Consider the following 26728-nt stretch of genomic DNA (forward strand, 5'->3'; position numbering starts at 1 on the left):
CCCTCTGCTTTTCGGAGTCATCACTGGCCGCTTTGGGCATGCTGTTGCCAGCCACTCGCCGTCACTGACCGACTCCTCACAGTCTTTTTCTGTCGTTCGGGGATACACGTTTGACCGTCCGGCGTCAGCCGAAAGGTGCCGGCGAGCCTCTGAATGTGGTCAGGGGAGGCGCAACCATCAAAGCGACTGCTCCAACATCTCCTCATAGTCCTCCACGCTGGCCAGCCGCGGATTCGTCTTGTGGCAATGATCGGCCAGCGCGCCTTCGATGATGCGGCTGAACTGGTCGCGCTGTACGCCCATCGCCGCCAGGCCGGTGGGCAGGCCGAGGCGGGCGTTCATGTCATTGATGGCTTCGGGAATGTCGCTGCCTAACGCCAGCCCCATGGCGCGGGCCATGCGGTCCAGGCGATGCTCTTTCTGCACCGATTCGGCTTGGGCGTTAAAGCGCACCACGGCGGGTAAGAACATGGCGTTCAGCGTGCCATGGTGCAGGCGTGGGTCAACACCGCCCAGGCTATGGCTCAGCGAATGCACGCAGCCCAGCCCTTTCTGAAAGGCCATGGCGCCCTGCATCGAGGCACTCATCATGTTCAAACGTGCCCTGCGGTCGCTACCGTCGCGCGTGGCGCGCTCGATGTGCGTCCAGCCGCGCTCCAGGCCATCCAGCGCAATGCCGTCGGCCGGTGGGTTGAAGGCGGGCGCCATGAAGGTTTCCATGCAATGCGCAATCGCGTCCATGCCGGTGGCGGCGGTCAGTTTGGCGGGCAGGCCGAGGGTAAGTTCTGGGTCGCAAATCGCGGTTTTTGGCACCAGGTACCAGGAGTGAAAACCCAGCTTGCGGTGGTCGTCCACGATGAGGATGGCGCCGCGCGCCACTTCGCTGCCGGTGCCGCTGGTGGTGGGCACGGCAATCAGCGGCGCCACGCGCTCGGTGATTTTCGGTGAGCCGCCTTCGATGGTGGCGTAGGTTTTGAGCGGGCCTTCGTGAGTGGCGGCAATCGCCACGCCCTTGGCGCAATCAATCGCCGAGCCGCCGCCCACGGCAATCAAGCCGTCGCAGCCGCTGGCTTTGTACAGCGCGGCTGCCGCGCGCACCGCTGCTTCGGTGGGGTTGGAGGGCGTCTGGTCAAACACGGCCACCGTCATGCCGGAGCCTGACGGATTCAGGGCATCGAGCGCTTTTTGTAGTATGCCTGCCGCCTTGACGCCGGGGTCTGTAACGATGAGAGGCCGGGTGATGCCGACACGCTCGCATTCCTGCCTGAGCAGTTTGATGGCGCCAAATTCAAACTGGATCTGGGTGACGTAGTAAATGAAGGCCATGGCTTGCTTGTCTTTCTGCGTTGTACGATGCGGGGCTAATCCCTGATCTTGTCCCAATCTTGTCCGAATCAGGTTCACTCTACTTTAATAGCTGCAGACGCCCATGAATTGCAAGAAAACCCTGATCGCAGTCACTTTGGCGCGTGATGGCCGCGCTCATGCCGATGCGGCGCGGGCGCTGCGGCAAGCTTTTGGCACACTTTCAACCTGACTTCACCAATATGAAACGACAAGACTTTCGATTTTTTCACCGACTGCGCGTGCGCTGGGTGGAAGTTGACATGCAGAAAATCGTGTTCAATGCGCATTATTTGATGTACTTCGACACGGCCATGGCGGACTACTGGCGCGCGCTGGCCCTGCCGTATGAAGAGGCCATGCTGCAGCTTGGCGGCGATCTTTACGTCAAAAAAGCCAGCATTGAGTACCACGGGTCGGCGCATTTTGATGACCGGCTCGATGTGGCGCTCACATGTGCCCGTGTCGGCAAGTCGTCCATGGTTTTCTCCGGTGCCATTTTTCGTGGGGATGAGTTGCTCATCACCTGTGAGCTGATCTATGTGTTTGCGGACCCGGCATCACAAACCGCCAAACCCGTGCCGGACGCGCTGCGCAGCCTGCTGACATGCTTTGAAGCCGGGGAGGCGATGCTCCAGATCAAAACCGGGGGCTGGGCCGCCTTGGGCACGGATGCGGCGAAAGTGCGAACCGCCGTGTTTGTGCAGGAGCAGGGTATTCCGTTGGAGATGGAGTGGGATGAAGCCGACGCCACAGCCGTTCATGCCGTAGCCTACAACAGCCTGGGGCAGGGCATCGCCACGGGGCGGCTGCTCAGGCACGCCAGTGATGTGGGCAAGATAGGCCGCATGGCGGTTCACCGCGCCCTGCGGGGTTCACACGTCGGGCAGAGCATCCTGCACACATTGATGGACGCCGCCCAACAACGCGGCGATGCCGAGGTCATGCTGTACGCACAACGCAGTGCCGAAGGTTTTTACCAGCGCCTGGGTTTTGCGCCGCGTGGAGCGCCTTTTGACGAAGTCGGCATTCCGCATATTGAAATGTTCAAGGCGCTTTAGGGTCAGCTATATCAAAGCGCTGGCAGTTGCTGCCAAGGGACCAGAAAGCTGCTGGTCTGCGGGGTAGCGCTGCTGTGGCCGTGGGAGGCTCCCGCTATTTCTTTCGCCGGCTGTTCTGCGTGCAGATGCGTGCGTTCTTCCACTCGAACATCCCAGCGCCGCGCGCCCTCGCGGCTGTCCTGCGCGCTGGCAAGCAACACGGTACTGCAGCGTGTGCCATAGGCGTGTTCGGGAAATTCCACAAAGGCGCTGGACAAGGCCTCTTCGAACGCCAGGGGCACGCCGGTGGCGGGCAGTTGCTCGCTACGGGCACGTTCGCGGTTGGCCAGTCCCGTCCAGAGTAAGTCTTGCATCGCATCCGGGGCATCCGACTCAGGCGCATTCGCTTCCGTCAAGGCGGCAGCCAGCACTCTCTTCAGTGCCGTGGTTTTGGGCCACGGCGTGTTCAGTGCCGCATTGGAGAGGCCATACACTCCGGGTTCCAGTGGCTGCACCTGCAGGGTCGAAGCGGCGGCGGATTTGTTGGTGATCCACGTCCAGGCATTTCGCTGAAAATCACCAAGCACCAGGTTGAAGCCGCCGTAGGCTGCGCCGTCTTTCTGCAGCGCCAGTGCAAACGCTTCGGCGTCGCCGCCCTCTTCAAGCCAGCGCGTCACCAGTTCGCCGCGGGAACGTGGCGCAGCTTGGGGCTTAGCCTCGCGCACATTGGTGAGAAACGCCACCCGCCCGCCGGAAGTCATGCCCAGCCAGGTTCCACCGGCGCGCAGGTCGCGCCCGGAAATGATTTCCTGTCCATGGGCGGTTCGCCAGCGGCCCAAAGGCTGGGTCGGACGGTTCAAAAACTCATCGCGGTTGGCCGCAATCACCAGCGGCCAACGGGCCGAAGCGCCGATGGCAAATGCGATCAAACACATGTTGAAGCCTTTAAACTCATGCGTTTAACTATCAGTGCGCTCAGATATCTTCGAGCAAGGAGTAGGGCAGTGGCAGCAGCGCCAAAGCAGCGCCTGTGGCAGTCCCCAAGGTGAGGCGCCCATCAGCCGCATCGGCAGCGGCTGACGTCTGCATCGACACAATCGCGTCAAACCCGCCCGAGGGGTTGGCCGCAGCAGCGGCCACCAGTCCGCAGGGTTGCTCCGCGTCGGATGCGTGAAACACCTCTTGCCCGACAGCGGGTGTTCCTGCGGTATGCACCAGGTAGGCGCGCCGTTTCAGCGTGCCGCGAAACTGGCTGCGCGCCACGACCTCCTGGCCGGGGTAGCAGCCCTTTTTGAAGTTCACGCCCTCCACGGATTCGTAATTGAGCATTTGCGGCACGAAGGCCTCAAAAATCGGCTGGGTGATCATGGCAATGCCCGACCGCACATCCAGCCAGTGCCACACGGCCAGGTCGACGTGCGGACCTTGGGGCGCGGGTGAACCGGCAGGCGCACACCAGAGCGCGCGCGGCAGACCGGCGCCCGGGTGTAAAAACACCAGATTTGCATCATCAATATCGACCTTAGACCAAGCAGGACGGGAACCGTCAGCTATTGATTCAATAGTATTAAGTGTATTTCCAACCACGCCGTACAGCGCAAAATCACCGCTGGCGTCACTGAGTTTGGCGTTGGCGCGCAACACAAACATCGACAAGCGCTTGAGTGTGGCGGCCAGAATGTCGCGGCTGCACACCAGCAAGACTTCTTCATGGCTACGCTTGAACAGCACAAAGCTGGCCTGCATGCGGCCTTTGGCATTGCAAAAAGCGGCCAGGCGCGCTTCCGACAGACTCAGCAAGGCCACGTCCTGCGTCAGCTGGCCCTGCAAAAACTTCACGGCCTCAACGCCAGCCACGCGAATCACCCCCAGGTGCGTCAGTTCGGCGATGCCGGAAATATCTAGGGCAGTGCTGGGCATGGTCATGGGGCGGTTTGCTATGGTGGTGGAGATATCCTGAATTATCATAGCCCCTTGGTTTTGCGTTCCATACTGAAAAGGTAGCTCGGTTGTGCGTCGTGTCTTTACAAGTTTGCTGAAATGGGTGTTGGCCGGTGCCCTGCTGCTGGGCGGTGCGGCTTGGTGGTGGCTGCACCAACCCATTCCCCTGCGGCTGCAGCCGGGCAGCCAGGTGGTGGACCTTGAAATCGAGCTCGGTACACCCGCCAGCGGCGTGGCTAACGCCGTGGTGGCCAGCGGCGCTGAAGTGCCTGTGCTGCTGTTGCAGGCCTGGTTCCGCTTTTCGGGGCAAGCCCGGCTGATCAAGGCCGGCAGCTATGAACTGGTACCCGGCACCACGCCGCGCAAACTGCTGAGCATGCTGGTGCGCGGCGAGGAAACCCTCAAAAGCGTCACACTGGTCGAAGGCTGGACCTTCACGCAGGTGCGTGCAGCGCTACAAAAAGAAGAGCAGCTTGCACCCGATACGCAAGGGCTAAGCCCCGAAATAATCATGGAAAAATTGGGCAGGCCGGGCATGCATCCAGAAGGCCGGTTTTTCCCGGACACCTATACCTATGCCAAAGGCTCCAGCGATCTGGCCGTGCTCAAGCGTGCCGCCCGGGCGATGGACAAACGACTGGAGGCCGCCTGGGCGCTACGCAGCCCCGGCACGCCCCTGAAAACCCCGGAGCAAGCCCTGATTCTGGCCAGCATTATCGAAAAAGAGACCGGCAAGCCCTCCGACCGTCCGCAAATCGGCGGTGTCTTCACCAACCGGCTGCGAATGGGCATGCTGCTGCAGACCGACCCGAGCGTAATTTATGGCTTGGGCCCACAGTTTGACGGCCACCTGCGCAAACGCGACTTGGCTGAAGACACGCCTTACAACACCTACACCCGCGTCGGCCTGCCGCCCACCCCAATTGCCATGCCCGGCAAAGCCGCTTTGCTGGCGGCCGTACAGCCCGCGCCCACCCAAGCGCTTTATTTTGTAGCGCGCAATGACGGCAGCGGCAGCAGCCAGTTCAGCACCAGCCTGGACGAGCACAACCACGCCGTCAACCAATACATCCGGGGCCAGTAAATCGAATGACCATGCACGGCCTTTTCATCAGCTTTGAAGGCATAGACGGCGCGGGCAAATCCACGCACATTGCGGGCCTGGCCGACACCTTCAGGGCGCAGGGCAGGGCGGTGACGCTGACGCGCGAGCCCGGCGGCACGCCGCTGGCCGAAAAACTTCGCGCCATGGTGCTAGGCGACCCCATGGACCCACTGACCGAGGCCCTGCTGATTTTTGCAGCCCGGCGCGACCACCTTGTGCGCGTGATTGCGCCTGCACTGGTGCGCGGCGACGTGGTGCTGTGCGACCGCTTCACCGACGCCACCTTTGCCTACCAGGGGGCGGGGCGCGGTTTTGACCTGAATGTGCTGTCGACCCTGGAGCAATGGGTGCAGTCTGACGAAGGGCTGCTCGGTGACCCGGCGGGCAACTCGCCGATGAAGCCCGAAGTCGAAACCGTCATCGAGCCTCACCTCACGGTCTGGTTTGACCTGCCGCCCGAAGAGGCCGCGGTGCGGCTTCAAGGCGCGCGCGTACCCGATAAATTTGAAGCGCAACCCCTGGCGTTTTTCCGCCGGGTTGCACAAGGCTATGCCGATCGCCAGCAAGGCCACCCAGAACGCTTTGCCCGCATTGACGCCTCACAAACCCGCGAAGCGGTCTGGCAGGCGGTACGGCAGGTGTTTGTAGCCAAAGGCTGGTTGCCATGAGTGATATCAGCGTGGATATAGCCGTCAAAAACCCGCCCCTCGCGCCCTGGCTGCAAACCCAGCTGGAAAGCCTGCTGGCCCAGCGCGGCCACGCCTGGCTGCTCAGTGGGCCATCAGGCTTGGGCCAGTTTGAACTGGCGCTGGCGCTGGCCAGGACCTGGCTGTGCGAGCAGCCCACGCCCAAAGGCGCTTGCGGCCATTGCGGCAGCTGCCATGCGGTGGACGTACACACCCACGCCGACTTTTGCATGCTGATGCCCGAAACCCTGTCGCTGGCACTCGGCTGGCCGCTGGACGAGAAAACGCAGGATGAGCTGGACAGCAAAAAACGCAAACCCAGCAAAGAAATCAAGGTGGATGCGGCGCGCGAAGCTGTGTCGTTTACCCAGTTCACGCGTTCCCGCGGCAGCACCAAGGTCGTGCTGGTGTTTCCGGCCGAGCGCATGAACAACGTCACGGCCAACACCCTGCTCAAAACGCTGGAAGAGCCGCCCGGTGCGGTCAAATTCATTCTGGCGACCGAGGCGGCGCACCAGTTGCTGCCGACCATCCGCAGCCGCTGCCTAGGCCACACCATGCTTTGGCCCGAATTTGAGCCAGCCTTGACCTGGCTCGGCAAAGAAGCCGTGCGTCAGAACCAACGGGCCGACAAGGAGGGTAGCGCCAAAAAAGCAGTCCGGCCGCCGGATGCCGCCGATCTGCAGACGCTCCTGATGGCGGCCGGCGGGCGTCCTGCCGATGCCTTGGCCTGGGCGCAAAACAGCCCCCCCAGCGACGCATCTCAGCGCTGGCAGGCCTTGCCCAAAGCCATGGCCCGGGGCGACGTCAGCGCGCTGGCTGACTGGGGGCCTGCCCAAGCCGTCGATGCTTTGCAAAAGCTTTGCCATGACGTCCTGGCGGTCCGGGTGGGGGCTTCTCCACGGTTTTTCAGTGCCAACGACCTTCCGGCGCCCTCAGCGGGGAAACTCGGTCTTTATGCGCTTGCCAACTGGGCTAAAGAACTAAGCACCATCGCCCGTACCGTGGAGCATCCATACAACCTGGGGTTGATGCTGGAATCGCTGGTCAGCCGTGCCCGTACGGCGCTCAACGCAAAATGAGTGCTGCAAGTGCTGCAATTCCAGCACTTTGGCTCTATGCAGGCGCAGCCAAACCGATAAACTAACGCAATGAGTACATCGCCTCCCGCCGGTTCCCCTGCCTCAGCCACCGCCCGGCCTAGTGTTGTTCAGTTGGCCATCAAGGAAAAAGCGGCACTGTATATCGCTTACATTCCGCTGTTTAAAGAAGGCGGCATTTTCATTCCCTCCGCGCGCGAGTACAAGCTGGGCGACGATATCTACGTCTTGCTGACGCTCCCCGAGGACACCCAGCGCTACCCGGTGGCCGGTAAAGTGGCGTGGGTCACACCACCACGGGCCGCCGGCAACCGCACCCAGGGCGTCGGTGTCCGGTTTCCTTCCGACGAAAAGTCTCGCCAGCTCAAGATCAAGATTGAAGAAATCCTGGGCGCCCATCTGGCCTCCGACCGACCCACGCAGACCATTTAGACATCATGTAGACGCCAGCAGGTGCCGTGTTGTCTCTGCTGACACGCTACATGTTTCATAGCTACCTGCGCCCTTCACACGTGGGCTACAGGCCTTTTTTTATACTTAACCACGTCTTTTCTGAATGTTCACCGATTCCCATTGCCATTTGAGCTTTCCCGAGCTCCAGGCACAGCTGCCGCAGATTCGCCAAGCCATGCAGGATGCCCAAGTGAGCAGGGCCCTGTGCATTTGCACCACACTGGAAGAGTTTGAGACGGTCCACCAGCTCGCTACGCGCTATGACAACTTCTGGTCGACCGTGGGCGTACACCCCGACAACGAGGACGTGCTGGAGCCCAGCCTCGACGATCTGCTGCAGCGCGCAAGCCTGCCCAAAGTGGTCGGCATCGGTGAAACCGGGCTGGACTATTACCGGCTGGGTGAGCGCACCATGGCCGGCATGGAATGGCAGCGCGAGCGTTTTCGGGTACATATCCGCGCGGCCCGCCAAACCGGGAAGCCGCTGGTCATTCATACCCGCAGCGCATCCGACGACACCTTGGCCATCCTGAAAGAGGAGGGCGGTAGCGCAGGGCAGGCGCGCGGTGTTTTCCACTGCTTCACAGAAACCCAGGCGGTAGCCCGTGCAGCGCTCGACCTGGGTTTTTACATCTCCTTTTCAGGCATTCTGACCTTCAAAAACGCCGGTGACATACGGGAAGTAGCCCGGTTTGTACCGCTTGACCGCATGCTGATCGAGACCGACAGCCCCTATCTAGCCCCGATGCCTTACCGTGGAAAAACCAACAATCCGTCTTATGTTCCCCTGGTGGCGCAGCAGATCGCCAAACTCAAACAGCAACCCCTGGAAGCCATCGCCGAGGCGACCAGTCGCAATTTTGAGCAGCTGTTTACGGGAGTAGTCGCATGAGTAGAAACCTCATAAATTACATTAAAAATATCATATATCTATTTGTTTTTATTGGATTTAGCTTAGTTCATGCTGGCTCCTATGATGACTTTTTTAGTGCCATCAAGCAGGACGACCCGGGTAAGCTCAAGGCCCTTCTGGCGCGCGGCTTTGATGCCAACACGATAGACCCGCAAGGCCAGTATGGTCTGTATGTGGCGTTGCGCGAGCCTTCACTCAAAGCCGCGCAGGTATTGATCGACTGGCCTAAAACCGATGTAAATATTCTCAACATCAAGGGAGAAAGCCCGCTCATGCTGGCTGCACTCAAAGGCCACAAGGACCTGGTCGAGAAGTTGATTAAAAGGGGGGCCGACGTCAACAAGACGGGCTGGACCCCTTTGCATTACGCTGCCAGCGGCGGGCAGTTGAGCGTCATCAGCCTGTTGCTTGAAAATAGCGCCTACATTGACGCCGAATCACCCAACGGCACCACGCCCTTGATGATGGCAGCCATGTATGGCAAGCCAGCAGCCGTCAAACTCCTGTTGCAGGAAGGCGCCGATGTGCAGCTCAAGAACCAGCAAGGCCTGACCGCGCTGCAGTTCGCCCAGCGCGGCAACCGCCCGGATTCGGTTGAGGCGATTGCAGCATTCATACGCAGCAAGCGACCAGCCGGCCAATGGTGACGAGTCGGCCAGCGTGGCCGTTGAGGGGCACCGAGATACAGCCAAAAGGGAGCTTACCTAATTCGTATATTTGGTGATTCGATATCTTTGCTGGCAGCGCCTCGTCAACGCGACCAAATTAAAAAATAAATTTCATACTGTCATTTTTTCGCCCGGTTTCCGCTCAAATCGTTTCGGGTTCCGTCTTGATCGCACCGCACGGGCATTCGGTGACGCAGATGCCGCAGCCTTTGCAATAGTCGTAGTTGAAGCTGAAACGCTGGCCCGGGCCGAGCTTGATGACGGCGTTTTCGGGGCAGACGCCATAGCAGTTGTCGCACTCGAAACAGTTGCCGCAGGATAGGCAGCGGCGTGCTTCCAACAGCGCATTGCTTTCGTCGAGGCCGCCCAGCACCTCCTCGAAAGTGGATTGGCGGCGGATGATATCGAGCACCGGCTGCACTGTTTTGGGTGCATCCGTGTAATACCACGTGTTGAGCTTGTCGAAGGTGGCCGCCTCATGTTTTTGCGCGACCTCAACAGAGGTCCCTCGCAGCCATGTGTCGATGTTGCGTGCCGCTTTCTTGCCGTGGCCTATGGCAACCGTGACCGTGCGCTCGGAGGGCACCATGTCGCCGCCCGCGAAGATACCAGGATAGGCGGTCATCATGCCGCGGTCCACCTGCACCATGTCGTTTTCGTTGGTCAGACCGGGCACATTTTCCAAGAGTGAAAGATCCACGTCCTGCCCCAACGCCAGCACCAGGGAATCAGCCTCGATGGTTTCGTATTCGCCAGTGGGCTGCGGAAAGCCTTTTTCGTCCAGCGCCATCTTCTCCACCGTGAAGCTGGTTTCCCCGGCATCCTTGATGGTCGACAGCCACTTCATCATAATGCCTTCCTGCAGCGCCTCTTCGACCTCGAAATCGTGCGCCGGCATTTTCTCGCGGGTGCGGCGATAGACGATGATCGATTCTTCCGCGCCCAGGCGTTTGGCTGTGCGTGCCACGTCGATGGCAGTATTGCCGCCGCCATACACCACGACGCGTCGTCCCAGCAACGGCTTGTCTTCGCCTTCCATGCCGCGCAGCACCGAAACCGCATCGAGAATCTTGCTGGCGTCGCCAGCCGGAATGTAGGCGCGCTTGGCGAGATGGGCGCCGACAGCAAGGAAGGCTGCGTCGAAACCGCCCTCCTTCATCGTCGCCAGCACATCGTCGACTTTGTGGTTGAGTCGGATCGCAACACCCATGTCCTCGATGCGCTTGACTTCGGCATCAAGCACTTCGCGCGGCAGGCGGTACTTTGGGATGCCGAAGCGCATCATGCCGCCGGTCAGCGACCCCGCTTCCAGGATGGTCACGGCGTGGCCGAGCAGGCGCAGGTGGTAGGCGGCGGACAGGCCTGAGGGGCCGGCGCCGATGACCAGAACGTGCTTGCCTGACGTTGGCGCCAGTTCCACTTTCCAACCATGTTTGATGGCCTCGTCGCCAAGGAAGCGCTCGACCACGTGGATGTTTACCGTCTCGTCAAGCTGGCCGCGGTTGCAGGACGACTCGCATGGGTGATAGCAAACGCGCCCCATGATGGCCGGCATCGGATTGTTCTTCACCAGTTCGCGCCAGGCTTTTTCGTATTCGCCCGACTCGGCATGGAACAGCCATCCCTGGATGTTTTCTCCGGCGGGACAGGCATTGTTGCAGGGCGGCAGGCGGTCGACATACACCGGCCGGCTGGTGCGCCAGGAGCCGGTGCGGTTGGCCAGCGAGGAGCCGACGTCGAGGGTGATGGCAAACGGTTTATCCATTTCAACGCTCCTCCAGCAAGCTGTACTTCTTGATGTTCTTGTCGGCGATGGCTTGTATGCGTGCGATCGTCTCGACCGCGGGTTGTTTGCCGAACAGATGCGCGAAGCGCTTTTGCGGCTTCAGGTAATCTTCGACCGGCACCCGATGACGGATCTTGGTGGAGCTGACCACCTCGCCGTGCTCGGCTTCGAACAGCGGGAACATTCCAGTCTCCACCGCCAGACGCGCCAGGCGAATGGTGTCGTGCGATTCAGCACCCCAGCCGAGCGGGCAAGGCACCAGGATTTGGATGTAGCGTGCGCCGTGCATCGACATCGCCTTCGTGACCTTGCTTTCGAGGTCGCGCAGATAGGCTACCGAGGCCGTGGCGACGTACGGAATCTCGTGCGCCATGGCGATCAACGGTACGTTTTTGCCTTGGCCGAACGGAGCGCCTCCTTCGGTCCCGAGCGGCATGGTGGTGGCCGTGCGCGCGGTGGGCGGCGTGGCGGAGGAACGCTGCACGCCGGTGTTCATGTAGGCCTGATTGTCGTAACAGATGTAGAGCACGTCGTCGTTGCGCTCAAACATGCCTGACAGGCAACCGAAACCGATGTCGGTAGTGCCGCCGTCGCCACCTTGGGCGATGACGCGCACGTCGGTGCGGCCCCTGACTTTCATGGCAGCGGCCACGCCGGTGGCTACCGCCGCGGCGTTGCCGAACAGCGAGTGAATCCACGGAATCTGCCAAGAGGTTTCCGGGTAAGGCGTCGAAAATACTTCCAGGCAGCCGGTGGCATTGGTGGCAATGATTTGATTATTGGCGGCACGCATGGCGGCATCTATCGCGTAGCGCGCGCCAAGCGCCTCGCCGCAGCCTTGACAAGCGCGGTGGCCGGAATTGAGCGAGTTGGTGCGCTCCATGTTGGCCTGCACCGAACGCTGGTTCTGGTCGAGCAGGCGGTTGCCGACGGTAAAGGTGCCGGTCTGGTAGAACTTGATCTGTTGCATCTCCATGGTGACCCTTTCAGCGGATTGTGGCTGCGACGGTGCCGAGGTCGCGCAAGATGTTTTCGGCCGATGGTCCGGAACGGCGTTCCTGCTTTTCACGTTCCAGTTCGCGGTTCACGATCTCGTGGTTGAGGTCGAGGAAAGTGAGCGCCTCCAACTCGTCTTTCAACGCCTTGTCGAACAGTGTCCGGAGGCTGTCCTTGGTGATGGCGCGCCCGCCGAGTCCGGCCACCACGGTGTAGGCGTGCAGCGAAATGCCGGACAGCGCCATGCGCAGATTGTGCGAAACGATGCCGCCGATACCGACCGCCAGCGATTTTTCGAGCACCACCATGCGCTTGGCATGCGACAGTAGATCGTGCAGTTCCTCGCTCGGGAACGGCCGGAACGAACAGATCGCCACAGCGCCAATTGAGCAGCCTTCGGCGCGCATCTCGTCGATCACATCCTTGATGGTGCCCATCACGGAGCCGAGCGCCACCACGATCGTCTTGGCATCTTCGCAGCGATAGGGTTTGATGAGGCCGCCTGACTCGCGGCCGAACTGCTGCTTGAACTCGGCGGAGAGTTGCGGAATCAATTCCAGCGCGCGCATCTGCCGGTGGTGGGCCAGGTAGCGCACTTCCAGGAAAGCTTCGGGGCCGACCATGGCGCCAATGGATACTGGCTCTTTCGGATCGAGCACCTGGCGCGGCTCGAAGGGTGGCAGATAGGTATCCACCTGTTCCTGGGTTGGGATGTCTATCCGCTCGTAGGCGTGGGTGAGGATGAAACCGTCCACGCACACCATCACCGGAATGGATAATTCTTCGGCCAGGCGGAAAGCCTGGATATGCAGATCGACGGCCTCCTGATTGGTCTCGGCGTAGATCTGGATCCAGCCGGCGTCGCGCATCGACATGGAATCGGTATGGTCGTTCCAGATGTTGATGGGAGCGCCGATGGCCCGGTTGCCGATGGTCATGACGATCGGCAGGCCGAGGCCGGCGGCGTTGTACACTGCCTCGGCCATGAATAGCAGACCTTGGCTTGCGGTGGCGGTGTAGGTGCGTACCCCGGCGGCCGAGGCGCCGATGGCGACCGACAGCGCGGCGAACTCCGACTCGACGTTGATGAACTCGCAATTTTTCAATTCGCCGGCGGCCACCATTTCGCCCAATCCCTCAACGATGTGGGTCTGGGGCGTGATCGGATAGGCGCAGATGACTTCTGGGCGGCACAAGGCAATCGCCTCGGCCATGGCATGGGAGCCTTCGGTCTGCTTAAGCATGCTGCATCTCCTTCATTTGCTCCATCACCATGTTGTATGCCTCGCGCGTGGCCGCGATGTTGCCTTCGGCGATTTTCTTGGGAAATTTGTCCAGGATCGCGGCACACACCGATTCCAGCTTGACCTTGCCGCTGATGGCGGCGAAGCCTCCCAAAAGCGCCGCGTTGGGCACCGCCCGGCCGACGTGTTTCAACGCCAGTTCGGTGGCCGGCACTGTGCAGAGCCGGTCGTGCCGGTAACCCTTGACGAAGTCGCCTATGCCCAGTTCATCGAAGCTGCGGGTCGAGTTGATGAGGATGAAACCTTCGGGCGAGACACCGGAAAAGAGATCGACCTGATGCAGCAAGGTCGGATCCTGGATGATCAGCGCGTCCGGTCGCATGACCGGCTCGCGTAGCCGGATTTCCTTGTCGTCGATGCGGCAGAACGCCATCACCGGTGCCCCCATGCGCTCCGAACCGAAACTGGGAAAAGCCTGTGCGTGCTTGCCCTCGAGGAAAGCGGCAACTGACAGCATTTCCGCAGCGGACACTACTCCTTGTCCGCCACGGCCGTGAATTCGCACCTGGAACAGCATACCCAGCTCCCTTTCAAGGTTCTTGCATTGAAGTTGGGCAAGCATAGGGCGGGATAAAATACAAAACTTTGATCAAGATCAGTTTTATCTATCTAATTACTATAATATGAAGCCTAATTTCACATTATGACAAAAATGTTGAGTAGCGATTTAAGATTTTCTCAACAAGACCGGATGATCCTTAAAGTGGAGGTTGTCAGGGATGCCCGAATGTGAATGGTATAAAACCCGCTGCAAACTTTGATGCAACCAGACATGTGTCCAACGCCTAGGGCAACGACGGCTTGACAGCCGCGTCATCGGTGTTTACTTGATCTCAGTCACCGCTCGGTGAGGGGCAAGTCGGTCAGTGAGAGTCTGCGCGGCCTCTGATTGGGGCGCGGACGCGTCGCCGGGCAGCTCGCCGCCCAAGGCTTCCAGCAGGTCAGGGATCAAGGCCGACAGTTCGCCTGTCACGATGGCTGCGTCGGTGTCGAAGCCGTCGTCACCCTTGCCGCCTTCCTGTACACCGTCCAGCACGACGTCGAGCAGTTTGAGTTTCTTCACCTGGGCCGAATCGGTGAGCACGAAAGACACGCGGTCATTCCACGTCATGGCCAGCTGGGTGGGCACCTTGCCTGCCGCGATATGCTCCGCGACTTCGTCGATCTCCAGCGTGTGGTGCGAATAACGAACCGTCGATTTCTGGTCGTCGGGCATTTTAAGTTCGCAGTCGCGATCGACTGTGAAACTGAAGGGCGCTTCGCGGCTGGCCAGCCAGTGCGCCATGGCGACTGCGGCTGACAGCGACGTTTGCACGGGTTTTACGCCGATGCCCGGGCCGGCACCCGGCATCTCGCTGAGCACATCCACCAGGTGGCTCACGACCTTGTCGGCACCCGTCAGGCTGCCGGTGTCCACCACCAGGAATTTGTTGACGGGGTCGATCCACAGCGTCGTCGATGAACGTTTTGTGAATGCGCGCGGCAGCAGGCTCTGGATGGCTTCTTCCTTGAATTCCTTCTTGATCTTGGCGCCGACGCGTTCACGGCCGGTTTCCTGTTTGTACTTTTCAATGCGCTCCTCGACGGCATCCTTGACGGCCGAGGCGGGTAGGGGACGGCGCTCGGTGCAGAGCTGCACGATGATCTGGCGGCCGACGGCCTCGACCAGGGCGGTGCTCTTGTTTCCGCGCGGGGCCACCCAGCCGCTGGACTCTGGCTGCGTGGCGCCACAGGGCATGAATCGGGTGGCCTGGAGCGCCTCTTCAAGCGCTTCCAAAGGGGGCATAACGAAGTCGCTGGCAATGCGAAAAAAGGACGCGGATTTGAACATGAAATTCCGGGGTGTTGGGTAGCGAAGAGGGGGGCGGGAAAGAATGAGTGAACAGGCGCTGCGGGACTTGCGCCCGGCTGAGGAAATTCTAAGTGACGCTTACCGTGCAAACAGCACTTGCTTACATTGAGGCGATGCCGCAACTCATGTGATATCGCCCACATGAATACCAAAGCTGCCTTTGCGGCGGTCGGCGAAATAATGCTCCAGCGTTTCCTTGACCGTCCTGAAGGCAATCTCGTCCCATGGAATTTCTGACTCCGTGAAGAGCTTGGCTTCCAGTGTTTCATAACCGGGCTTGAACTCGGCGCTGAGAAGCTGGGCGCGGTAAAACAGGTGGACTTGGCCCACACTCGATACGTTCATGACGGCAAAGAGTTCCTGCATTTCGAACTGTGCACCGGCTTCCTCGTCGGTTTCGCGGGCGGCGCCCTCCGATGTGGTTTCGCCCATCTCCATGAAGCCAGCCGGCAGCGTCCATTTGCCCCGACGGGGCTCGATATTGCGCTTGCACAGCAAAACCTGCGCGCCATCGTGACCCCATACCGGCACGGTGCCCACGACGTTGAGCGGATTTTCATAATGCACGGTATGGCAGGCTGGGCAGACGGCCCGCTCCTTCGTGTCGCCGTCATCGGGCAGGCGATAGGCCACGGCGGTACCGCAAACGCGACAGTGTTTCAAGGGTGGGCGATGCATCAAATGAGTGTAGCGGCTTTGTGTGGGGCGACTCCTCCGCCCATGGCTGATGCGTCAAGGTAAATGCTATTTAAAACATAGCTGCCTACGCCCATAGATAAACGGCTATAGGCATAAATGGCATAAAAAATCGGGTCTGATCCCGGTTTTTCAAGGACGCACCATGTGGTCGGCCAGAAGATCAGGCCCGGGTGGTTTTGGTGTGTTTTTCGATCAGGCTGCGTGCCATGGCCAGCAGTTTCTTGCCATCGAACCCTTTTTTGTTCATGTCTTCCACCCACTCCATTTCCACTGTACGCGATTTACGGCGGAATTCCTGCGCCTCGCTTGCGTTGACCGTGTAGATGATGTTGCCGCGGTCACTGGCGCTCTTGCGGCCAGGAACATCATTGCCCTGCTGTACCTTGCCGAGCCAGGCCGAGGTGGCCATGCCGGAGTTGTTGTCGATGACTTTCTTGAGGTCGGGCGCCAGCGAGTTGTACTTGGCCTTGTTCATCGCCATGACAAAAGTGGTGGTGTAGAGGCTGTCCCCGGCTGGATCGAATTCGGCGTGGAACTTGGTGAGCTCATTGACCTTGACCGAGGGAACGACTTCCCACGGAATCACGCAGCCGTTGATGGTGCCTTTGCTCAGCGCGTCGGGAATCTGCGGCAGCGGCATGCCGACCGGCGTGGCGCCCAGTCGATCCAGCACTGCGTTCACCTTGCGAGGCGCTTTGGCGGTAAAAAAGTCGACGACGATGTTACCGCGACATATTTGACACAAAGGCATGAAAAACGCGACGGCAGTGCCCGTAGCCAAACCTACGAGTTCAAAGTCGCCCGGCACGGTCTTGTCGACGAGTTCGCGTCCGACAATGCTCGCGCAGGTCAGCAGCGTAATGATGGTCATCAACACGCCGGCCAGGATGGCGCAGAGTTTGGCCAGAGATTCAAGAATTTTCAACAGGTTGTCTTCGGGCAAAGGCTTGGAATCTTGGCCATTCCTCAAGCTGGCATGGTCTGATTATCAGAAGTAGCGGTTTTTATCGGGGCAGGCGGGTTACCCGAAGAGTACCGGCTATTTGCGCGATGATCGAAGCGGCTACACGTAAATTGCACAGCTGCCGTGAAGCTGTGAACGAAACCCTGCGCACTCCGTGCGCAAGGCATTCGTCCACAAACAGTCCACAACCATCTATCAGCTACTGTTTCAGATGATCTTGACGGTCAGCGTGCCCAGCCCTGCAATGCTGCCGACCAGGGTATCACCCGGCACCACAGCCGCCACGCCTTCGGGTGTGCCGGTGTAAATCAGGTCGCCGGGCTGCAGTTCCCAGGCAGAAGACAGGTGTTCAATGGTTTCGCCAATGTTCCAGATCAGTTTGGACACATGGCTGCGCTGGCGGTCTTGCCCACCCACCTGCAGCGAGATCTCAGCGTGGTTGACATCTCCGGCTTGGGCCACCGGCGTGATGGGGCCAATTGGTGCGGAGTGCTCAAAAGCCTTGCCGATGCACCAGGGGCGGCCCTGCTTTTTCATTTCGTTCTGCAGGTCGCGGCGCGTCATGTCCAGGCCCACGGCGTAGCCGTAGATGTGCTTGTACGCGTCCGCAGCCTTGATGTTTTTTCCGCCCGTGCCAATCGCCACGACCAGCTCAATTTCGTGGTGCAGGTTTTTGGTCAGGTTGGGATATGGCATGCTGCCGGTGCTGCCGTCTTCCACTGCGACGATGGCGTCTGCCGGCTTCATGAAGAAGAACGGCGGTTCGCGGCCGGTGAAACCCATCTCCTTGGCATGATCTTCGTAGTTGCGGCCCACACAGTAAATGCGGTGAACCGGAAAACGTTCCTTGGCGCCCATGACAGGCACCGAGACGGTAGCGGGTGGTGTAAATACAAAACTCATGACAACTTTTCCTCTCTGTGTATGCCCAGGGCCTGATGCACCGGGCGGTCTGAAAAACTGAATAGCACACAACCTTGCGCCGAACGCAGTCGCACAGTGTGCCACGATGGAATCACAAAATGGTCACGGGGCCGAATTCGAAGGTCCAGACCTCTTCGTTGCACTCGATGGTGACCATACCCGAGCCCTCGACCACGCTGAACACCGCGTCCTCGGTCTGGCGATAAGGCTTGCCATCAAAGTCCGCCGGTAGCCGCTGCCTGAATGTGGCCATGGTTGGCATGGGCGAGCCGCCCGTGGCCGGGTTCACATAGCACAGCTTGGCGCCGTCCCAGGCGTCAATCCCGTCGATTTCTTGGCGGGTGACGGGTTTCTTAAACATCGCCATCGTCGAAATAAACGCCGTCCTGCTTCAGCAGCTTCTGAAGTTGCTTGACGTCTGTGTTTGCGAACGGCTCGCCCGCTTTCAGTTGCGAGGCTGCAGTGCCCGCCGCCTGACCCATCACAAAACAGCCGCCGCTGGCGCGCGCTGCGGACTGGCCATCATGCGTCATGGATGCGCAGCGTCCGGCCACCAGCAGGTTGCAGGCGGTTGCGGGAACCAGCATGCGCCAGGGCAGGTCGTTGTAGGCGCGCCCTTGTGTGGCATCGATATTGCGCGGAAATTGCCAGTCAATCCGGCCGTCGGCATGCAGCTCCATCGGCCAGGCGTTGATGCCAATGGCGTCATCAAACCGTGCGGATGACAAGATGTCTTCGCCGGTCAGTGAATACTGGCCCTGAATACGCCGTGTTTCGCGGATGCCCACCTGCGGGGCAATGTCCACAATCGCAGATTGCTCAAATCCCGGCACTTCATTGCGCAAGAAGCGGAAATACTCGGTGATCTGGCGCCGACCCTCCAGTTCGCCCTCGCTCAGCTGCCGTGCATCGGTAGCGTCCATGGCGGTGCCCTGGGCATTGCGGATCTGCGTGACGTTGGCGCGCCATTCCGTGGGGTTTTTCTGGGGTCTGAGAATGGCGCCTTCGCGTGCAAACTTGTAGCGGCCCGGTTCGCGCGCCAGGCTTTGCGCCATCAAGGCGTTGATGGCCTTGAATTCGCCCACCGCCGCCAGCGCGCGCACCCCATCCACATGGCCGACGCGGAACATGGTCGAAGGGAAAAGCGCGCTGCCATGCCCGTCGCCCAGCTCAAACGGCACACCGGCGAAGTGGGCCACGTCGGCGTCACCCGAGCAGTCGATAAAGCACTGCGCGCGAATTGCCTGGCGGCCGGATTTTGTTTCTACCACCAAGGCGCTGATCTGCCGACCTTCCATGACGACGGCCGCAGCCCAGGCATGAAACAGCATCTGAACACCGGCGGCCAGCAGCCACTGGTCTGCTGCGCATTTGTAGGCGGACACATCGTAGGAGCGAACGCGGATGCGGCCCATCATGCCGTCTTGCGGTTCATTCAGTCCACCCAGCGCGGCTATGCGCTGCAGCAGCTCATCGACCACACCGTGCACCACCTGCTGCATCTCGCCGTTCTTGCGGCCATAGAGACCCGCAAAATTGGTGACGCCGCCTGCTGTTCCCATGCCACCCAGGAAACCGTAGCGCTCCACCAGCAGGGTGCGTGCGCCGTGCTTCGCTGCGCTCACGCTGGCTGCCAGGCCCGCCGGGCCGCCACCCACCACGACCACGTCAAATTCGCCGTAGACGGGCAGGGTGCGTGCGGGTTCGGTGATGAAGGACATGACTGCGCGAGGTGTTATTCGTTAGCGTTTATTCGATCTTGATGCCACGCGTCTGGATGATGTTGCCCAGAATCGCGGTTTCATCCTTGATGCGGCTTTTCAAGCCGTCGGGTGAGGTTCCCACGGCCTGCCAGCCCTGGTTGAACAGTTTTTGTCGCGTGTCCGCATCGCGGATGATGCGGGGCACTTCCTGGCTCAGCCGCATTTGAGCGGCCTTGGAGAGGCTGGCCGGGCCTATTAGCGCCGTCCACACTTCCAGATTGACGTTCTGCACACCGGCCTCGGCCAGTGGTGGCACGTCCGGCACCAGTGCACTGCGCCCACCGGCCAGCCCAATGGCCCTGAGTTTTCCGGAGCGTATATGCGGCATGGCCACACCCGGCGGGATCAGCGCCATCTGGATCTGGCCGCCCAGCATGGCTGTGATGACCTGAGGATTGCCTGGATAGGGCACATGAACAGGCGTTACGCCTGGCATGCGGCTTTTAATCAGTTCCATGCCCAGGTGGCCCACGGAGCCGTTGCCCACCGAGCCGTAGTTCCATTGGCCGCCGCCCTGGCGGGCCGCTGCAAAAAAATCAGCACCCATCGGCTGATTGGCCGGTGCGACCAGCAGCAGTGGTGCAGTGGTCAGCAGCGAGATGGGGGCAAAGTCCTTGGCCGGGTCATAGGGCAGCTTTGGGTACAGCAGCTTGGCCGAGGTCAGGTTGCCGTTGATGGCGACGCCCAGCGTGTGGTCGTCGGTGGCCTTGGCGACCTGGTCGGCGGCAATGTTGCCAGAGGCGCCAGGCCGGTTTTCAATGATGACGGGCTGGCCCAGCGCCTTGGCTAGGGGCTCGGCCAGCGTGCGCGCGACCATATCGGGCGTTGAGCCGCCGGGAAAACCCACCAGGATATGCACGGGTTTGGTCGGCCAGGCCGCGCTGGTTTGTGATTTTTTTATGCCATTTTGTGCTACAGCCCATGCAGGTAGGGCGAAAGCAGCTATAAAAAGTGTAGCGCGTGAGAGTGCGGCAAGCGTTTTCATGAGGTTCTCAAAAGGTCCTGAAACCATTATTGGAACATTTTTGAAGGCTCAATTCCCTTGTACATCCACTTCAATCCGGCAAAGCCGGCAATCTCGGTGCCGCTCTGGAACATCTGGTTGCGCAACTCGCGCTGAACGCCCGCAGCGTGGTGAATATCACCGTAAAAACGGGGCTTGTTAGCCCCGTTTTTTGTCGCTGTTCAATGCTTCATTCAAGCTGATTTGGCCAGCAGTTCAAAATGCTCAACAGTCGGCGGGCCCGCAAAAAACGGCCCGACTATCGCACGCCACTCGGCAAAAGCCGGTGATTCGCGAAAGTCGATAGTGTGGTTTTCCAGCGTCTCCCAGAAGATCTGCAGGATATAGCGCTCGGGGCTTTCAATGCCTTTGTTGACCTTGTAACCCTGAAAGCCCTTGGCTTTGGAAATCACGCTGCTGACGCCGCGCTGGATGGCTTCGTCAAAAGCAGCCTGCTGGCCGGGGTGAATGCGGATATCGGCGAGTTCGAGAATCATGAAGGCTCCTGTTTTGGTTTTTAATCATTCGTCAGTGGTAACTCTACCGTCAAACCGGAGGTATCTCCTCCTGCGCCACCTGCAGCACCGTCTTGCCAAAGTTCTCGCCGTTGAAAAGCTTGAGCAGAGTCTCGGGGAAAGTGTCCAGGCCCACGACCAGGGCGCGACAATCATTTTGTCCGGTCGAACGGCAAACATGCTGGCCGGTGGTGAGGAGTCGAAGGCGATTCGTTGCGGGCCAGAACGGCTCTGTCGTGCAGAGGGATACCCTTTCAGTTTATGCTTTCGGCATGAGACTCCACAACTATTTCAGGTCTTTCGCCCCGTTTCGCGGCCGGATTGCGCTTGAACTCAAGGGCTTGAGTTACGAGTACATTCCCATCCATATTGCCAAGGGTGAGCACAAGAAAGAACCCTATGCAGCTTTGTCGGCCGACACGCTGGTGCCGATGCTGGAGGTAGACGATGAAAAGCTGTCGCAATCGATGGCCATCATCGAATACCTTGACGAAACGCATCCCGTGCCAGCCCTGCTGCCCGCCGTCCAAAAGGTGCAGCCGTCTGCCTACCCTGAGAACCAAGCGTGACGCCGGGGATCAACGCATTGAATTCCGATTGGTTGATTCCCGACTGGCCCGCGCCCGCTGGTGTGCGTGCTGTGTTCACCACCCGTGCTGGCGGTGTGTCCGCAGTGCCGTATGACTGCATGAACCTGGGCGACCATGTGGGTGACCAGCCTGGGCGGGTCGATGCCAACCGCACCTTGCTGCAGCGGGCCACGGGCAGCCGCGCGGTATTCCTTAGTCAGGTGCATGGCAGCGATGTGCTGGAACTTGGCGCTGCCACCCCCGATGGTCAGCAAGCCGACGCCTGCGTCACGGTGCAGCGCAAACTGGCCTGCACCGTCATGGTGGCAGATTGCCTGCCAGTGTTGCTGACGACAGAAATGGGTGATGTGGTCGCTGCGGCGCATGCTGGCTGGCGGGGTTTGGTGGGCACCGGCGGGGAAGCCGGGAAGGGCATTCTGGCGTCAGTTTATGAGTCTTTTATGGCTCTAGCCCAAGCAGGAAGGGAGAAATCAGCTATTAAAACAATAGCATGGCTGGGCCCCTGCATCGGACCCTCGGCCTTTGAGGTGGGCCCCGAAGTCAAGGCAGCGTTTGAAGCGGTAATGCCTGAGGCTGGCCGCTTGTTCGTGGAAAGCGGTGAAAAAGGGAAGGGCAAGTATCTCGCCAATCTGCCAGCCTTGGCTCGCCTGCGCCTGCAGGCGCTGGGCATTACTCAGGTTTATGGCAACGACGGCAGTGCGCCCTGGTGCACCGTGAGCAACCCTTCAAGGTTCTTTTCCCACCGGCGCGACGCGGGTGTCAGCGGTAACGGCTTCGGCACCACGGGGCGCATGGCTGCCTGCATCTGGCTGGACTGACGGGGCGGCGCTTTGCCCGTTCGCCGCTTGTTTTGCACGCGCCTCAGCCTCGCGTTTCTTGATCGCCTTGTTGCGTGCCGGTGCGCCCATCAGGTAAACCACCAATGCCACAGGCCCCAGTCCATAGAGTACAAAGGTAAACAGTGCACCCAGCACTGTTCCGTTGCTGTTGGTGGCTTCGGCAATGCTCATCATGAGCACGACATAAATCCAGGCGATGACGATCAAATACATAAAACTCTTGGCTTTGTCAGGAATTCAAAAGCGAATCCTACGATACTGAAGGTGGACCCGGAAATGGCACCAAGATTCGACACGATTGGGAGAACAAGATGAGTTCTGACGCAAACTGGGCCCAGGCGACCCAACACATGCAAGAGACCTTTAGTGCGGGCTTGCAGCAGGCCATGGGCGCACTGGGAACGGCGGGCCGAGCTGCCGGTTTTCCCCCCATGGACCTGTCCCGGCTCACCCAGGCCCCGCTTAGCCAGGCGCAACCCCCCATTCGGTTCGACCCCGCCAAGCTCCAGGAGCTTCAACAGCGCTACATCGAAGACGCCTCGGCCCTGTGGAATCAGGGACTGCAGGCCAGTGCCGATGCGTCGATAACTTCTGACCGGCGGTTTTCCGCTGAGGCCTGGAAGGTCAATCCCGTCTCGAAGTTCTCGGCCTCCGCTTACCTGCTGAACGCTCGCGCCCTGATGGGCCTGGCCGAAGCCGTGGAAGGCGACGCCAAAACCAGAGCGCGTGTGCGCTTCGCAGTCGAGCAATGGACGGCGGCTTCAGCGCCCAGTAATTTTCTGACCCTGAACGCCGAAGCCCAGCAGAAAGCCATAAGCAGCAAGGGCGAAAGCATCGCGCAAGGCCTGGCGAACCTCCTGCACGACATGAAGCAGGGTCATGTGTCGATGACCGACGAGAGCATTTTTGAGGTGGGGAAAAACGTCGCCACGACTGAAGGTGCGGTGGTGTTTGAAAATGAGTTCTTCCAGTTGCTGGAATACAAGCCACTGACTAGCAAAGTTTATGAAAAGCCCCTCCTGCTCGTTCCGCCTTGCATCAACAAGTTCTATATTCTTGATCTGCAGCCCGACAACTCCCTGATCCGCTACGCCACAGCCCAGGGCCACCGCACGTTTGTGGTGAGCTGGCGCAACCCCGATGAGTCCATGGCCGGCAAAACCTGGGACGACTACATCGAGCACGCCGCCATCAAGGCCATTGAGGTCGTGCAAGAGATCACCGGCGCCAGAACCATCAACGCCCTGGGTTTTTGCGTGGGAGGCACGATTTTGGGAACTGCGCTGTCAGTGCTGGCGGCGCGCGGCGAAAAGCCGGTTGCGAGTGCTACCCTGCTCACCTCGTTTCTGGACTTCACTGACACCGGGATCCTGGACATCTTCATTGACGAAGAATCCGTCAAGTACCGTGAGACGGAGATGGGGCAGGGTGGTTTGCTCAAGGGGCAGGAACTGGCCTCCACCTTCAGTTTTCTGCGCCCGAATGATCTGGTCTGGAATTACGTGGCGGGCAATTACCTCAAGGGCGAAAAGCCGCCGCCGTTTGACCTGCTCTACTGGAACAGTGATTCCACCAACCTGCCAGGTCCGTTTTACACCTGGTATTTGCGCAACACCTATTTGGAAAACAACCTGATCAAGCCTGGAAAAACGCTGGTTTGCGGCGAAAAGGTTGACTTGAGCAAGGTTGACATCCCGGTATATATCTACGGCTCGCGTGAAGACCATATCGTGCCGATTGGCGGGGCCTACGCATCCACGCAGCACCTGCCGGGCAAAAAGCGTTTTGTGATGGGAGCATCAGGCCATATTGCCGGGGTGATCAATCCGCCCTCCAAAAATAAACGCAGCTACTGGACCAACGACAAGTTGCCGCAAGGCAAATTTCCCCCGGCGCAGGCTGACTGGCTCAAAGGCGCGACTGAACACCCCGGCAGCTGGTGGACGGATTGGTCCGACTGGCTCAAGGGACACGCGGGCAGGCAAATTGCCGCACCCAAAGGCTACGGCAGCCGCAATTACAAGGCCATCGAGGCCGCGCCTGGCCGCTACGTCAAGGTCAAAGCCTGAAGAAGCGCCGGAAGCGCATCAAACCATTTACAAGGGCTCAGGTATAGAACAGTCCATAGCGGAGCAGACGTTCACCCTTTGGTACCTCCGGGAGAATGTCACGACAAAGTGACAACAAGGAAAGACATCATGGAAGACATCGTTATCGTTTCAGCCGGCCGCACTGCCGTGGGCAAATTTTGCGGTTCACTGGCGAAAATTCCGGCAACAGAGCTGGGCGCGGCCGTGATCAAGGCCGTCCTTGCGCGCTCGGGTCTGAACGCCGAGCAGGTCGGTGAAGTCATCATGGGCCAGGTTCTTGCTGCCGGCGTAGGCCAGAACCCGGCGCGCCAGACGGTGATCAAGGCGGGCTTTCCCAACGGTATTCCGGGTCTGACGGTCAACGCGGTCTGCGGCTCCGGACTCAAGTCCGTCATGCTGGCGGCGCAGTCTGTGGCAACGGGCGACAGCGAGATCGTGATTGCTGGCGGCCAGGAAAACATGAGTGCAGCGCCTCACGTACTGAACGGTTCGCGTGATGGCCAGCGCATGGGCGACTGGAAAATGGTTGACACCATGATCGTGGATGGTCTCTGGGACGTTTACAACCAGTACCACATGGGAATCACGGCAGAGAATGTCTCCAAGAAGTTCTGCATTGACCGTGCAGCGCAGGACGCCCTGGCGCTGGCCAGTCAGACCAAGGCCGCAGCGGCACAGGATGCGGGCAAGTTCAAGGACGAGATTGTTGCCATTTCCATTCCCCAGAAAAAAGGGGATCCGGTGGTGTTCGCTGCCGACGAGTTCATTAACCGCAAAACCAGCGCTGAGGGCCTGGCAGGTCTGCGCCCAGCGTTTGACAAAGCCGGTAGCGTGACTGCAGGCAACTCGTCTGGCCTGAACGATGGCGCTGCCGCCGTCATGGTCATGACGGCCAAAAAGGCGGCGGCTCTTGGCCTCAAACCCTTGGCGCGCATCGCGAGTTACGCCACGGCAGGGCTGGACCCGGCTTACATGGGCATGGGCCCGGTACCGGCGTCGACCAAGGCGCTGCAGCGCGCCGGCTGGAAAGCGCAGGACCTTGACTTGCTGGAGATCAACGAAGCGTTTGCTGCACAGGCCTGCGCGGTGAACCAGGAAATGGGCTGGGACACCAGCAAGGTCAACGTCAACGGCGGTGCGATTGCCATCGGCCACCCGATTGGCGCATCCGGTTGCCGCATCCTGGTGACGCTGCTGCATGAGATGGTGCGCCGCGACGCCAAAAAAGGCATTGCCAGCCTGTGTATTGGCGGCGGTATGGGGGTTGCCCTCACGCTGGAACGTTGAATATGAGGTAAAACAGCTGCTTACGCCCGTCTTTCTGGCGTAAGAAGCTATTGAATTTATAGCAAAAAAGTTTCGCAAAAATTCACAAAGTCAAGGAGACAGCCATGACAACACGAGTAGCTTACGTCACAGGGGGTATGGGCGGCATTGGCACTGCCATTTGCCAGCGGCTGGCCAAAGATGGTTTCACCGTGGTGGCGGGCTGCGGCCCCACGCGGGATTTCACCAAATGGCTCGACGAGCAGAAAGCTATGGGCTACACCTTCCACGCTTCAGTGGGCAATGTGGGTGACTGGGATTCCTCGGTGGCGGCATTCGACAAGGTCAAGGCAGCGCTTGGTCCGGTCAGCGTGCTGGTGAACAACGCCGGCATCACGCGCGATAGCCAGTTCCGCAAAATGAGCAAGGCTGACTGGGATGCCGTGATCTCGACCAACCTCAACAGTATGTTCAATGTGACCAAGCAGGTCATTGAAGGCATGATCGAAGCGGGCTTCGGGCGCATCATCAACATATCGTCGGTCAACGGCCAGAAGGGTCAGTTTGGCCAGGTTAACTATTCCACCGCCAAGGCCGGGCTACACGGCTTCACCATGGCGCTGGCGCAAGAAGTGGCGAGCAAAGGCGTGACTGTGAACACCGTGAGCCCGGGCTACATCGGTACCGACATGGTCAAGGCCATACGCCCCGATGTGCTGGAGAAAATCGTTGCTGGTGTGCCTGCCAAGCGGCTGGGCAAGCCGGAAGAGATTGCGTCCATTATTTCCTGGATTGCATCTGAAGAGGGCGGTTATGCCACGGGTGCGGATTTCTCGCTCAATGGCGGCTTGCACATGGGCTAACGGGTCTGACCCTCTGCCCAGACA

The 26728-nt window shown here is 59.9% G+C and carries 26 protein-coding genes and 2 pseudogenes; 12 read left to right on the forward strand and 16 right to left on the reverse strand.

The annotated features are described in order from the left end of the window. Positions 1-177: 177 nt before the first annotated feature. Positions 178-1326, reverse strand: a complete 1149-nt coding sequence (locus B3F77_RS04165; RefSeq protein ID WP_293603737.1) for an iron-containing alcohol dehydrogenase — start codon at positions 1324-1326, stop codon at positions 178-180. A gap of 221 nt (positions 1327-1547) precedes the next feature. Between B3F77_RS04165 and B3F77_RS04170 the strand changes: the two genes are divergently transcribed. Further along, positions 1548-2405 (forward strand): YbgC/FadM family acyl-CoA thioesterase, encoded by an 858-nt coding sequence (locus B3F77_RS04170; RefSeq protein WP_293603738.1) that lies wholly within the window; start codon positions 1548-1550, stop codon positions 2403-2405. An 11-nt stretch (positions 2406-2416) separates the two neighbouring features. On the opposite strand, the gene B3F77_RS04175 is transcribed toward B3F77_RS04170, so the two are convergent. Both B3F77_RS04175 and B3F77_RS04180 read right to left on the reverse strand, forming a co-directional pair. After that, a complete protein-coding gene (locus B3F77_RS04175; RefSeq protein WP_293603739.1) occupies positions 2417-3319 on the reverse strand; it encodes an NRDE family protein in 903 nt (300 codons plus the stop codon). A 40-nt stretch (positions 3320-3359) separates the two neighbouring features. Continuing rightward, entirely contained in the window at positions 3360-4310 is a 951-nt protein-coding gene (locus B3F77_RS04180) for a YgfZ/GcvT domain-containing protein (RefSeq protein WP_293603768.1), read from the reverse strand. 85 nt (positions 4311-4395) lie between these two features. On the opposite strand from B3F77_RS04180, the gene mltG reads away from it, so the two are divergent. The 6 genes from mltG (at position 4396) to B3F77_RS04210 (ending at position 9229) form a co-directional block, all read left to right on the forward strand. Next, complete coding sequence (gene mltG / locus B3F77_RS04185; protein ID WP_293603740.1) at positions 4396-5409, forward strand: endolytic transglycosylase MltG; 1014 nt, start codon at positions 4396-4398, stop codon at positions 5407-5409. 5 nt (positions 5410-5414) lie between these two features. Continuing rightward, complete coding sequence (tmk, locus tag B3F77_RS04190) at positions 5415-6098, forward strand: dTMP kinase (RefSeq protein ID WP_293603741.1); 684 nt, start codon at positions 5415-5417, stop codon at positions 6096-6098. After that, entirely contained in the window at positions 6095-7198 is a 1104-nt protein-coding gene (locus B3F77_RS04195) for a DNA polymerase III subunit delta' (protein WP_293603742.1), read from the forward strand. The genes tmk and B3F77_RS04195 overlap by 4 nt, the downstream gene beginning before the upstream one ends. A gap of 69 nt (positions 7199-7267) precedes the next feature. Next, positions 7268-7648, forward strand: a complete 381-nt coding sequence (locus B3F77_RS04200) for a PilZ domain-containing protein (RefSeq protein WP_293603743.1) — start codon at positions 7268-7270, stop codon at positions 7646-7648. A 124-nt stretch (positions 7649-7772) separates the two neighbouring features. Then, complete coding sequence (locus B3F77_RS04205) at positions 7773-8561, forward strand: TatD family hydrolase (protein WP_293603744.1); 789 nt, start codon at positions 7773-7775, stop codon at positions 8559-8561. Beyond that, positions 8558-9229, forward strand: coding sequence for an ankyrin repeat domain-containing protein (locus B3F77_RS04210; RefSeq protein WP_293603745.1), 672 nt, complete (start codon positions 8558-8560; stop codon positions 9227-9229). Before B3F77_RS04205 ends, B3F77_RS04210 begins: the two co-directional genes overlap by 4 nt. Before the next feature lie 163 nt (positions 9230-9392). On the opposite strand, the gene B3F77_RS04215 is transcribed toward B3F77_RS04210, so the two are convergent. The 12 genes and pseudogenes from B3F77_RS04215 to B3F77_RS04270 form a co-directional block, all read right to left on the reverse strand. Next, the gene (locus B3F77_RS04215) at positions 9393-11015 is read right to left on the reverse strand and encodes an NAD(P)-binding protein (RefSeq protein ID WP_293603746.1); all 1623 of its coding nucleotides are present in this window, start codon (positions 11013-11015) and stop codon (positions 9393-9395) included. Position 11016: 1 nt separating this feature from the next. Next, positions 11017-12012 (reverse strand): thiamine pyrophosphate-dependent enzyme, encoded by a 996-nt coding sequence (locus B3F77_RS04220; RefSeq protein ID WP_293603747.1) that lies wholly within the window; start codon positions 12010-12012, stop codon positions 11017-11019. 10 nt (positions 12013-12022) lie between these two features. Continuing rightward, a complete protein-coding gene (gene porA, locus B3F77_RS04225) occupies positions 12023-13276 on the reverse strand; it encodes a pyruvate ferredoxin oxidoreductase (RefSeq protein ID WP_293603748.1) in 1254 nt (417 codons plus the stop codon). After that, positions 13269-13853, reverse strand: coding sequence for a 2-oxoacid:acceptor oxidoreductase family protein (locus tag B3F77_RS04230; RefSeq protein ID WP_349678378.1), 585 nt, complete (start codon positions 13851-13853; stop codon positions 13269-13271). Before B3F77_RS04230 ends, porA begins: the two co-directional genes overlap by 8 nt. 306 nt (positions 13854-14159) lie before the next feature. Continuing rightward, a complete protein-coding gene (locus B3F77_RS04235) occupies positions 14160-15167 on the reverse strand; it encodes a recombination-associated protein RdgC (protein ID WP_293603749.1) in 1008 nt (335 codons plus the stop codon). Between the two features lie 144 nt (positions 15168-15311). Further along, positions 15312-15866, reverse strand: coding sequence for an NUDIX hydrolase (locus B3F77_RS04240; RefSeq protein ID WP_293603750.1), 555 nt, complete (start codon positions 15864-15866; stop codon positions 15312-15314). 181 nt (positions 15867-16047) lie between these two features. Continuing rightward, positions 16048-16812, reverse strand: a complete 765-nt coding sequence (locus tag B3F77_RS04245) for a TRAP transporter small permease subunit (protein WP_293603751.1) — start codon at positions 16810-16812, stop codon at positions 16048-16050. Between the two features lie 246 nt (positions 16813-17058). After that, positions 17059-17754, reverse strand: a complete 696-nt coding sequence (locus tag B3F77_RS04250) for a fumarylacetoacetate hydrolase family protein (protein ID WP_293603752.1) — start codon at positions 17752-17754, stop codon at positions 17059-17061. After that, positions 17751-18097: pseudogene (locus B3F77_RS04255) on the reverse strand (gentisate 1,2-dioxygenase); the annotation flags it as partial. The gene B3F77_RS04250 and the pseudogene B3F77_RS04255, both read right to left, overlap by 4 nt. Positions 18098-18128: 31 nt before the next feature. Next, entirely contained in the window at positions 18129-19496 is a 1368-nt protein-coding gene (locus tag B3F77_RS04260; RefSeq protein WP_293603753.1) for an FAD-dependent oxidoreductase, read from the reverse strand. A 28-nt stretch (positions 19497-19524) separates the two neighbouring features. After that, positions 19525-20523, reverse strand: a complete 999-nt coding sequence (locus tag B3F77_RS04265; protein WP_293603754.1) for a Bug family tripartite tricarboxylate transporter substrate binding protein — start codon at positions 20521-20523, stop codon at positions 19525-19527. Positions 20524-20735: 212 nt separating this feature from the next. Further along, positions 20736-21038: an antibiotic biosynthesis monooxygenase family protein gene (locus B3F77_RS04270; RefSeq protein WP_293603755.1), complete on the reverse strand. Its 303-nt coding sequence runs from the start codon at positions 21036-21038 to the stop codon at positions 20736-20738. Between the two features lie 290 nt (positions 21039-21328). On the opposite strand from B3F77_RS04270, the pseudogene B3F77_RS04275 reads away from it, so the two are divergent. Next, positions 21329-21577: pseudogene (locus B3F77_RS04275) on the forward strand (glutathione S-transferase N-terminal domain-containing protein); the annotation flags it as partial. A 65-nt stretch (positions 21578-21642) separates the two neighbouring features. Then, positions 21643-22464: a peptidoglycan editing factor PgeF gene (gene pgeF, locus B3F77_RS04280; RefSeq protein WP_293603756.1), complete on the forward strand. Its 822-nt coding sequence runs from the start codon at positions 21643-21645 to the stop codon at positions 22462-22464. Here pgeF and B3F77_RS04285 read toward each other — a convergent pair. After that, on the reverse strand, positions 22372-22698 hold the full coding sequence (locus tag B3F77_RS04285) for a hypothetical protein (RefSeq protein ID WP_293603757.1): 327 nt from the start codon (positions 22696-22698) through the stop codon (positions 22372-22374). The two genes, pgeF and B3F77_RS04285, sit on opposite strands and share 93 nt — an antisense overlap. Positions 22699-22796: 98 nt before the next feature. Between B3F77_RS04285 and phaC the strand changes: the two genes are divergently transcribed. The 3 genes from phaC (at position 22797) to phbB (ending at position 26704) form a co-directional block, all read left to right on the forward strand. Further along, positions 22797-24554: a class I poly(R)-hydroxyalkanoic acid synthase gene (gene phaC / locus B3F77_RS04290; RefSeq protein ID WP_293603758.1), complete on the forward strand. Its 1758-nt coding sequence runs from the start codon at positions 22797-22799 to the stop codon at positions 24552-24554. 129 nt (positions 24555-24683) lie between these two features. Continuing rightward, positions 24684-25862, forward strand: a complete 1179-nt coding sequence (locus tag B3F77_RS04295; RefSeq protein WP_293603759.1) for an acetyl-CoA C-acetyltransferase — start codon at positions 24684-24686, stop codon at positions 25860-25862. Between the two features lie 104 nt (positions 25863-25966). Then, positions 25967-26704, forward strand: coding sequence for an acetoacetyl-CoA reductase (phbB, locus tag B3F77_RS04300; protein ID WP_293603760.1), 738 nt, complete (start codon positions 25967-25969; stop codon positions 26702-26704). The last annotated feature ends 24 nt before the right edge of the window (positions 26705-26728 follow it).

This window comes from Polaromonas sp. UBA4122 (genome assembly GCA_002381615.1).
GTDB lineage: Bacteria > Pseudomonadota > Gammaproteobacteria > Burkholderiales > Burkholderiaceae_C > Polaromonas.

What these genes read in the sequence shown, in the direction of transcription:
- B3F77_RS04230 (WP_349678378.1), bottom strand. Translation starts at nt 13,853, where the DNA reads ATGCTGTTCCAGGTGCGAATTCACGGCCGTGGCGGACAAGGAGTAGTG.
- B3F77_RS04180 (WP_293603768.1), bottom strand. Translation starts at nt 4,310, where the DNA reads ATGACCATGCCCAGCACTGCCCTAGATATTTCCGGCATCGCCGAACTG.
- phaC (WP_293603758.1), top strand. Translation starts at nt 22,797, where the DNA reads ATGAGTTCTGACGCAAACTGGGCCCAGGCGACCCAACACATGCAAGAG.
- B3F77_RS04260 (WP_293603753.1), bottom strand. Translation starts at nt 19,496, where the DNA reads ATGTCCTTCATCACCGAACCCGCACGCACCCTGCCCGTCTACGGCGAA.
- B3F77_RS04220 (WP_293603747.1), bottom strand. Translation starts at nt 12,012, where the DNA reads ATGGAGATGCAACAGATCAAGTTCTACCAGACCGGCACCTTTACCGTC.
- B3F77_RS04240 (WP_293603750.1), bottom strand. Translation starts at nt 15,866, where the DNA reads ATGCATCGCCCACCCTTGAAACACTGTCGCGTTTGCGGTACCGCCGTG.
- B3F77_RS04195 (WP_293603742.1), top strand. Translation starts at nt 6,095, where the DNA reads ATGAGTGATATCAGCGTGGATATAGCCGTCAAAAACCCGCCCCTCGCG.
- B3F77_RS04205 (WP_293603744.1), top strand. Translation starts at nt 7,773, where the DNA reads ATGTTCACCGATTCCCATTGCCATTTGAGCTTTCCCGAGCTCCAGGCA.
- B3F77_RS04285 (WP_293603757.1), bottom strand. Translation starts at nt 22,698, where the DNA reads ATGTATTTGATCGTCATCGCCTGGATTTATGTCGTGCTCATGATGAGC.
- B3F77_RS04250 (WP_293603752.1), bottom strand. Translation starts at nt 17,754, where the DNA reads ATGAGTTTTGTATTTACACCACCCGCTACCGTCTCGGTGCCTGTCATG.
- B3F77_RS04170 (WP_293603738.1), top strand. Translation starts at nt 1,548, where the DNA reads ATGAAACGACAAGACTTTCGATTTTTTCACCGACTGCGCGTGCGCTGG.
- B3F77_RS04175 (WP_293603739.1), bottom strand. Translation starts at nt 3,319, where the DNA reads ATGTGTTTGATCGCATTTGCCATCGGCGCTTCGGCCCGTTGGCCGCTG.
- B3F77_RS04210 (WP_293603745.1), top strand. Translation starts at nt 8,558, where the DNA reads ATGAGTAGAAACCTCATAAATTACATTAAAAATATCATATATCTATTT.
- B3F77_RS04295 (WP_293603759.1), top strand. Translation starts at nt 24,684, where the DNA reads ATGGAAGACATCGTTATCGTTTCAGCCGGCCGCACTGCCGTGGGCAAA.
- porA (WP_293603748.1), bottom strand. Translation starts at nt 13,276, where the DNA reads ATGCTTAAGCAGACCGAAGGCTCCCATGCCATGGCCGAGGCGATTGCC.
- B3F77_RS04235 (WP_293603749.1), bottom strand. Translation starts at nt 15,167, where the DNA reads ATGTTCAAATCCGCGTCCTTTTTTCGCATTGCCAGCGACTTCGTTATG.
- B3F77_RS04265 (WP_293603754.1), bottom strand. Translation starts at nt 20,523, where the DNA reads ATGAAAACGCTTGCCGCACTCTCACGCGCTACACTTTTTATAGCTGCT.
- B3F77_RS04200 (WP_293603743.1), top strand. Translation starts at nt 7,268, where the DNA reads ATGAGTACATCGCCTCCCGCCGGTTCCCCTGCCTCAGCCACCGCCCGG.
- B3F77_RS04270 (WP_293603755.1), bottom strand. Translation starts at nt 21,038, where the DNA reads ATGATTCTCGAACTCGCCGATATCCGCATTCACCCCGGCCAGCAGGCT.
- tmk (WP_293603741.1), top strand. Translation starts at nt 5,415, where the DNA reads ATGACCATGCACGGCCTTTTCATCAGCTTTGAAGGCATAGACGGCGCG.
- B3F77_RS04165 (WP_293603737.1), bottom strand. Translation starts at nt 1,326, where the DNA reads ATGGCCTTCATTTACTACGTCACCCAGATCCAGTTTGAATTTGGCGCC.
- B3F77_RS04215 (WP_293603746.1), bottom strand. Translation starts at nt 11,015, where the DNA reads ATGGATAAACCGTTTGCCATCACCCTCGACGTCGGCTCCTCGCTGGCC.
- phbB (WP_293603760.1), top strand. Translation starts at nt 25,967, where the DNA reads ATGACAACACGAGTAGCTTACGTCACAGGGGGTATGGGCGGCATTGGC.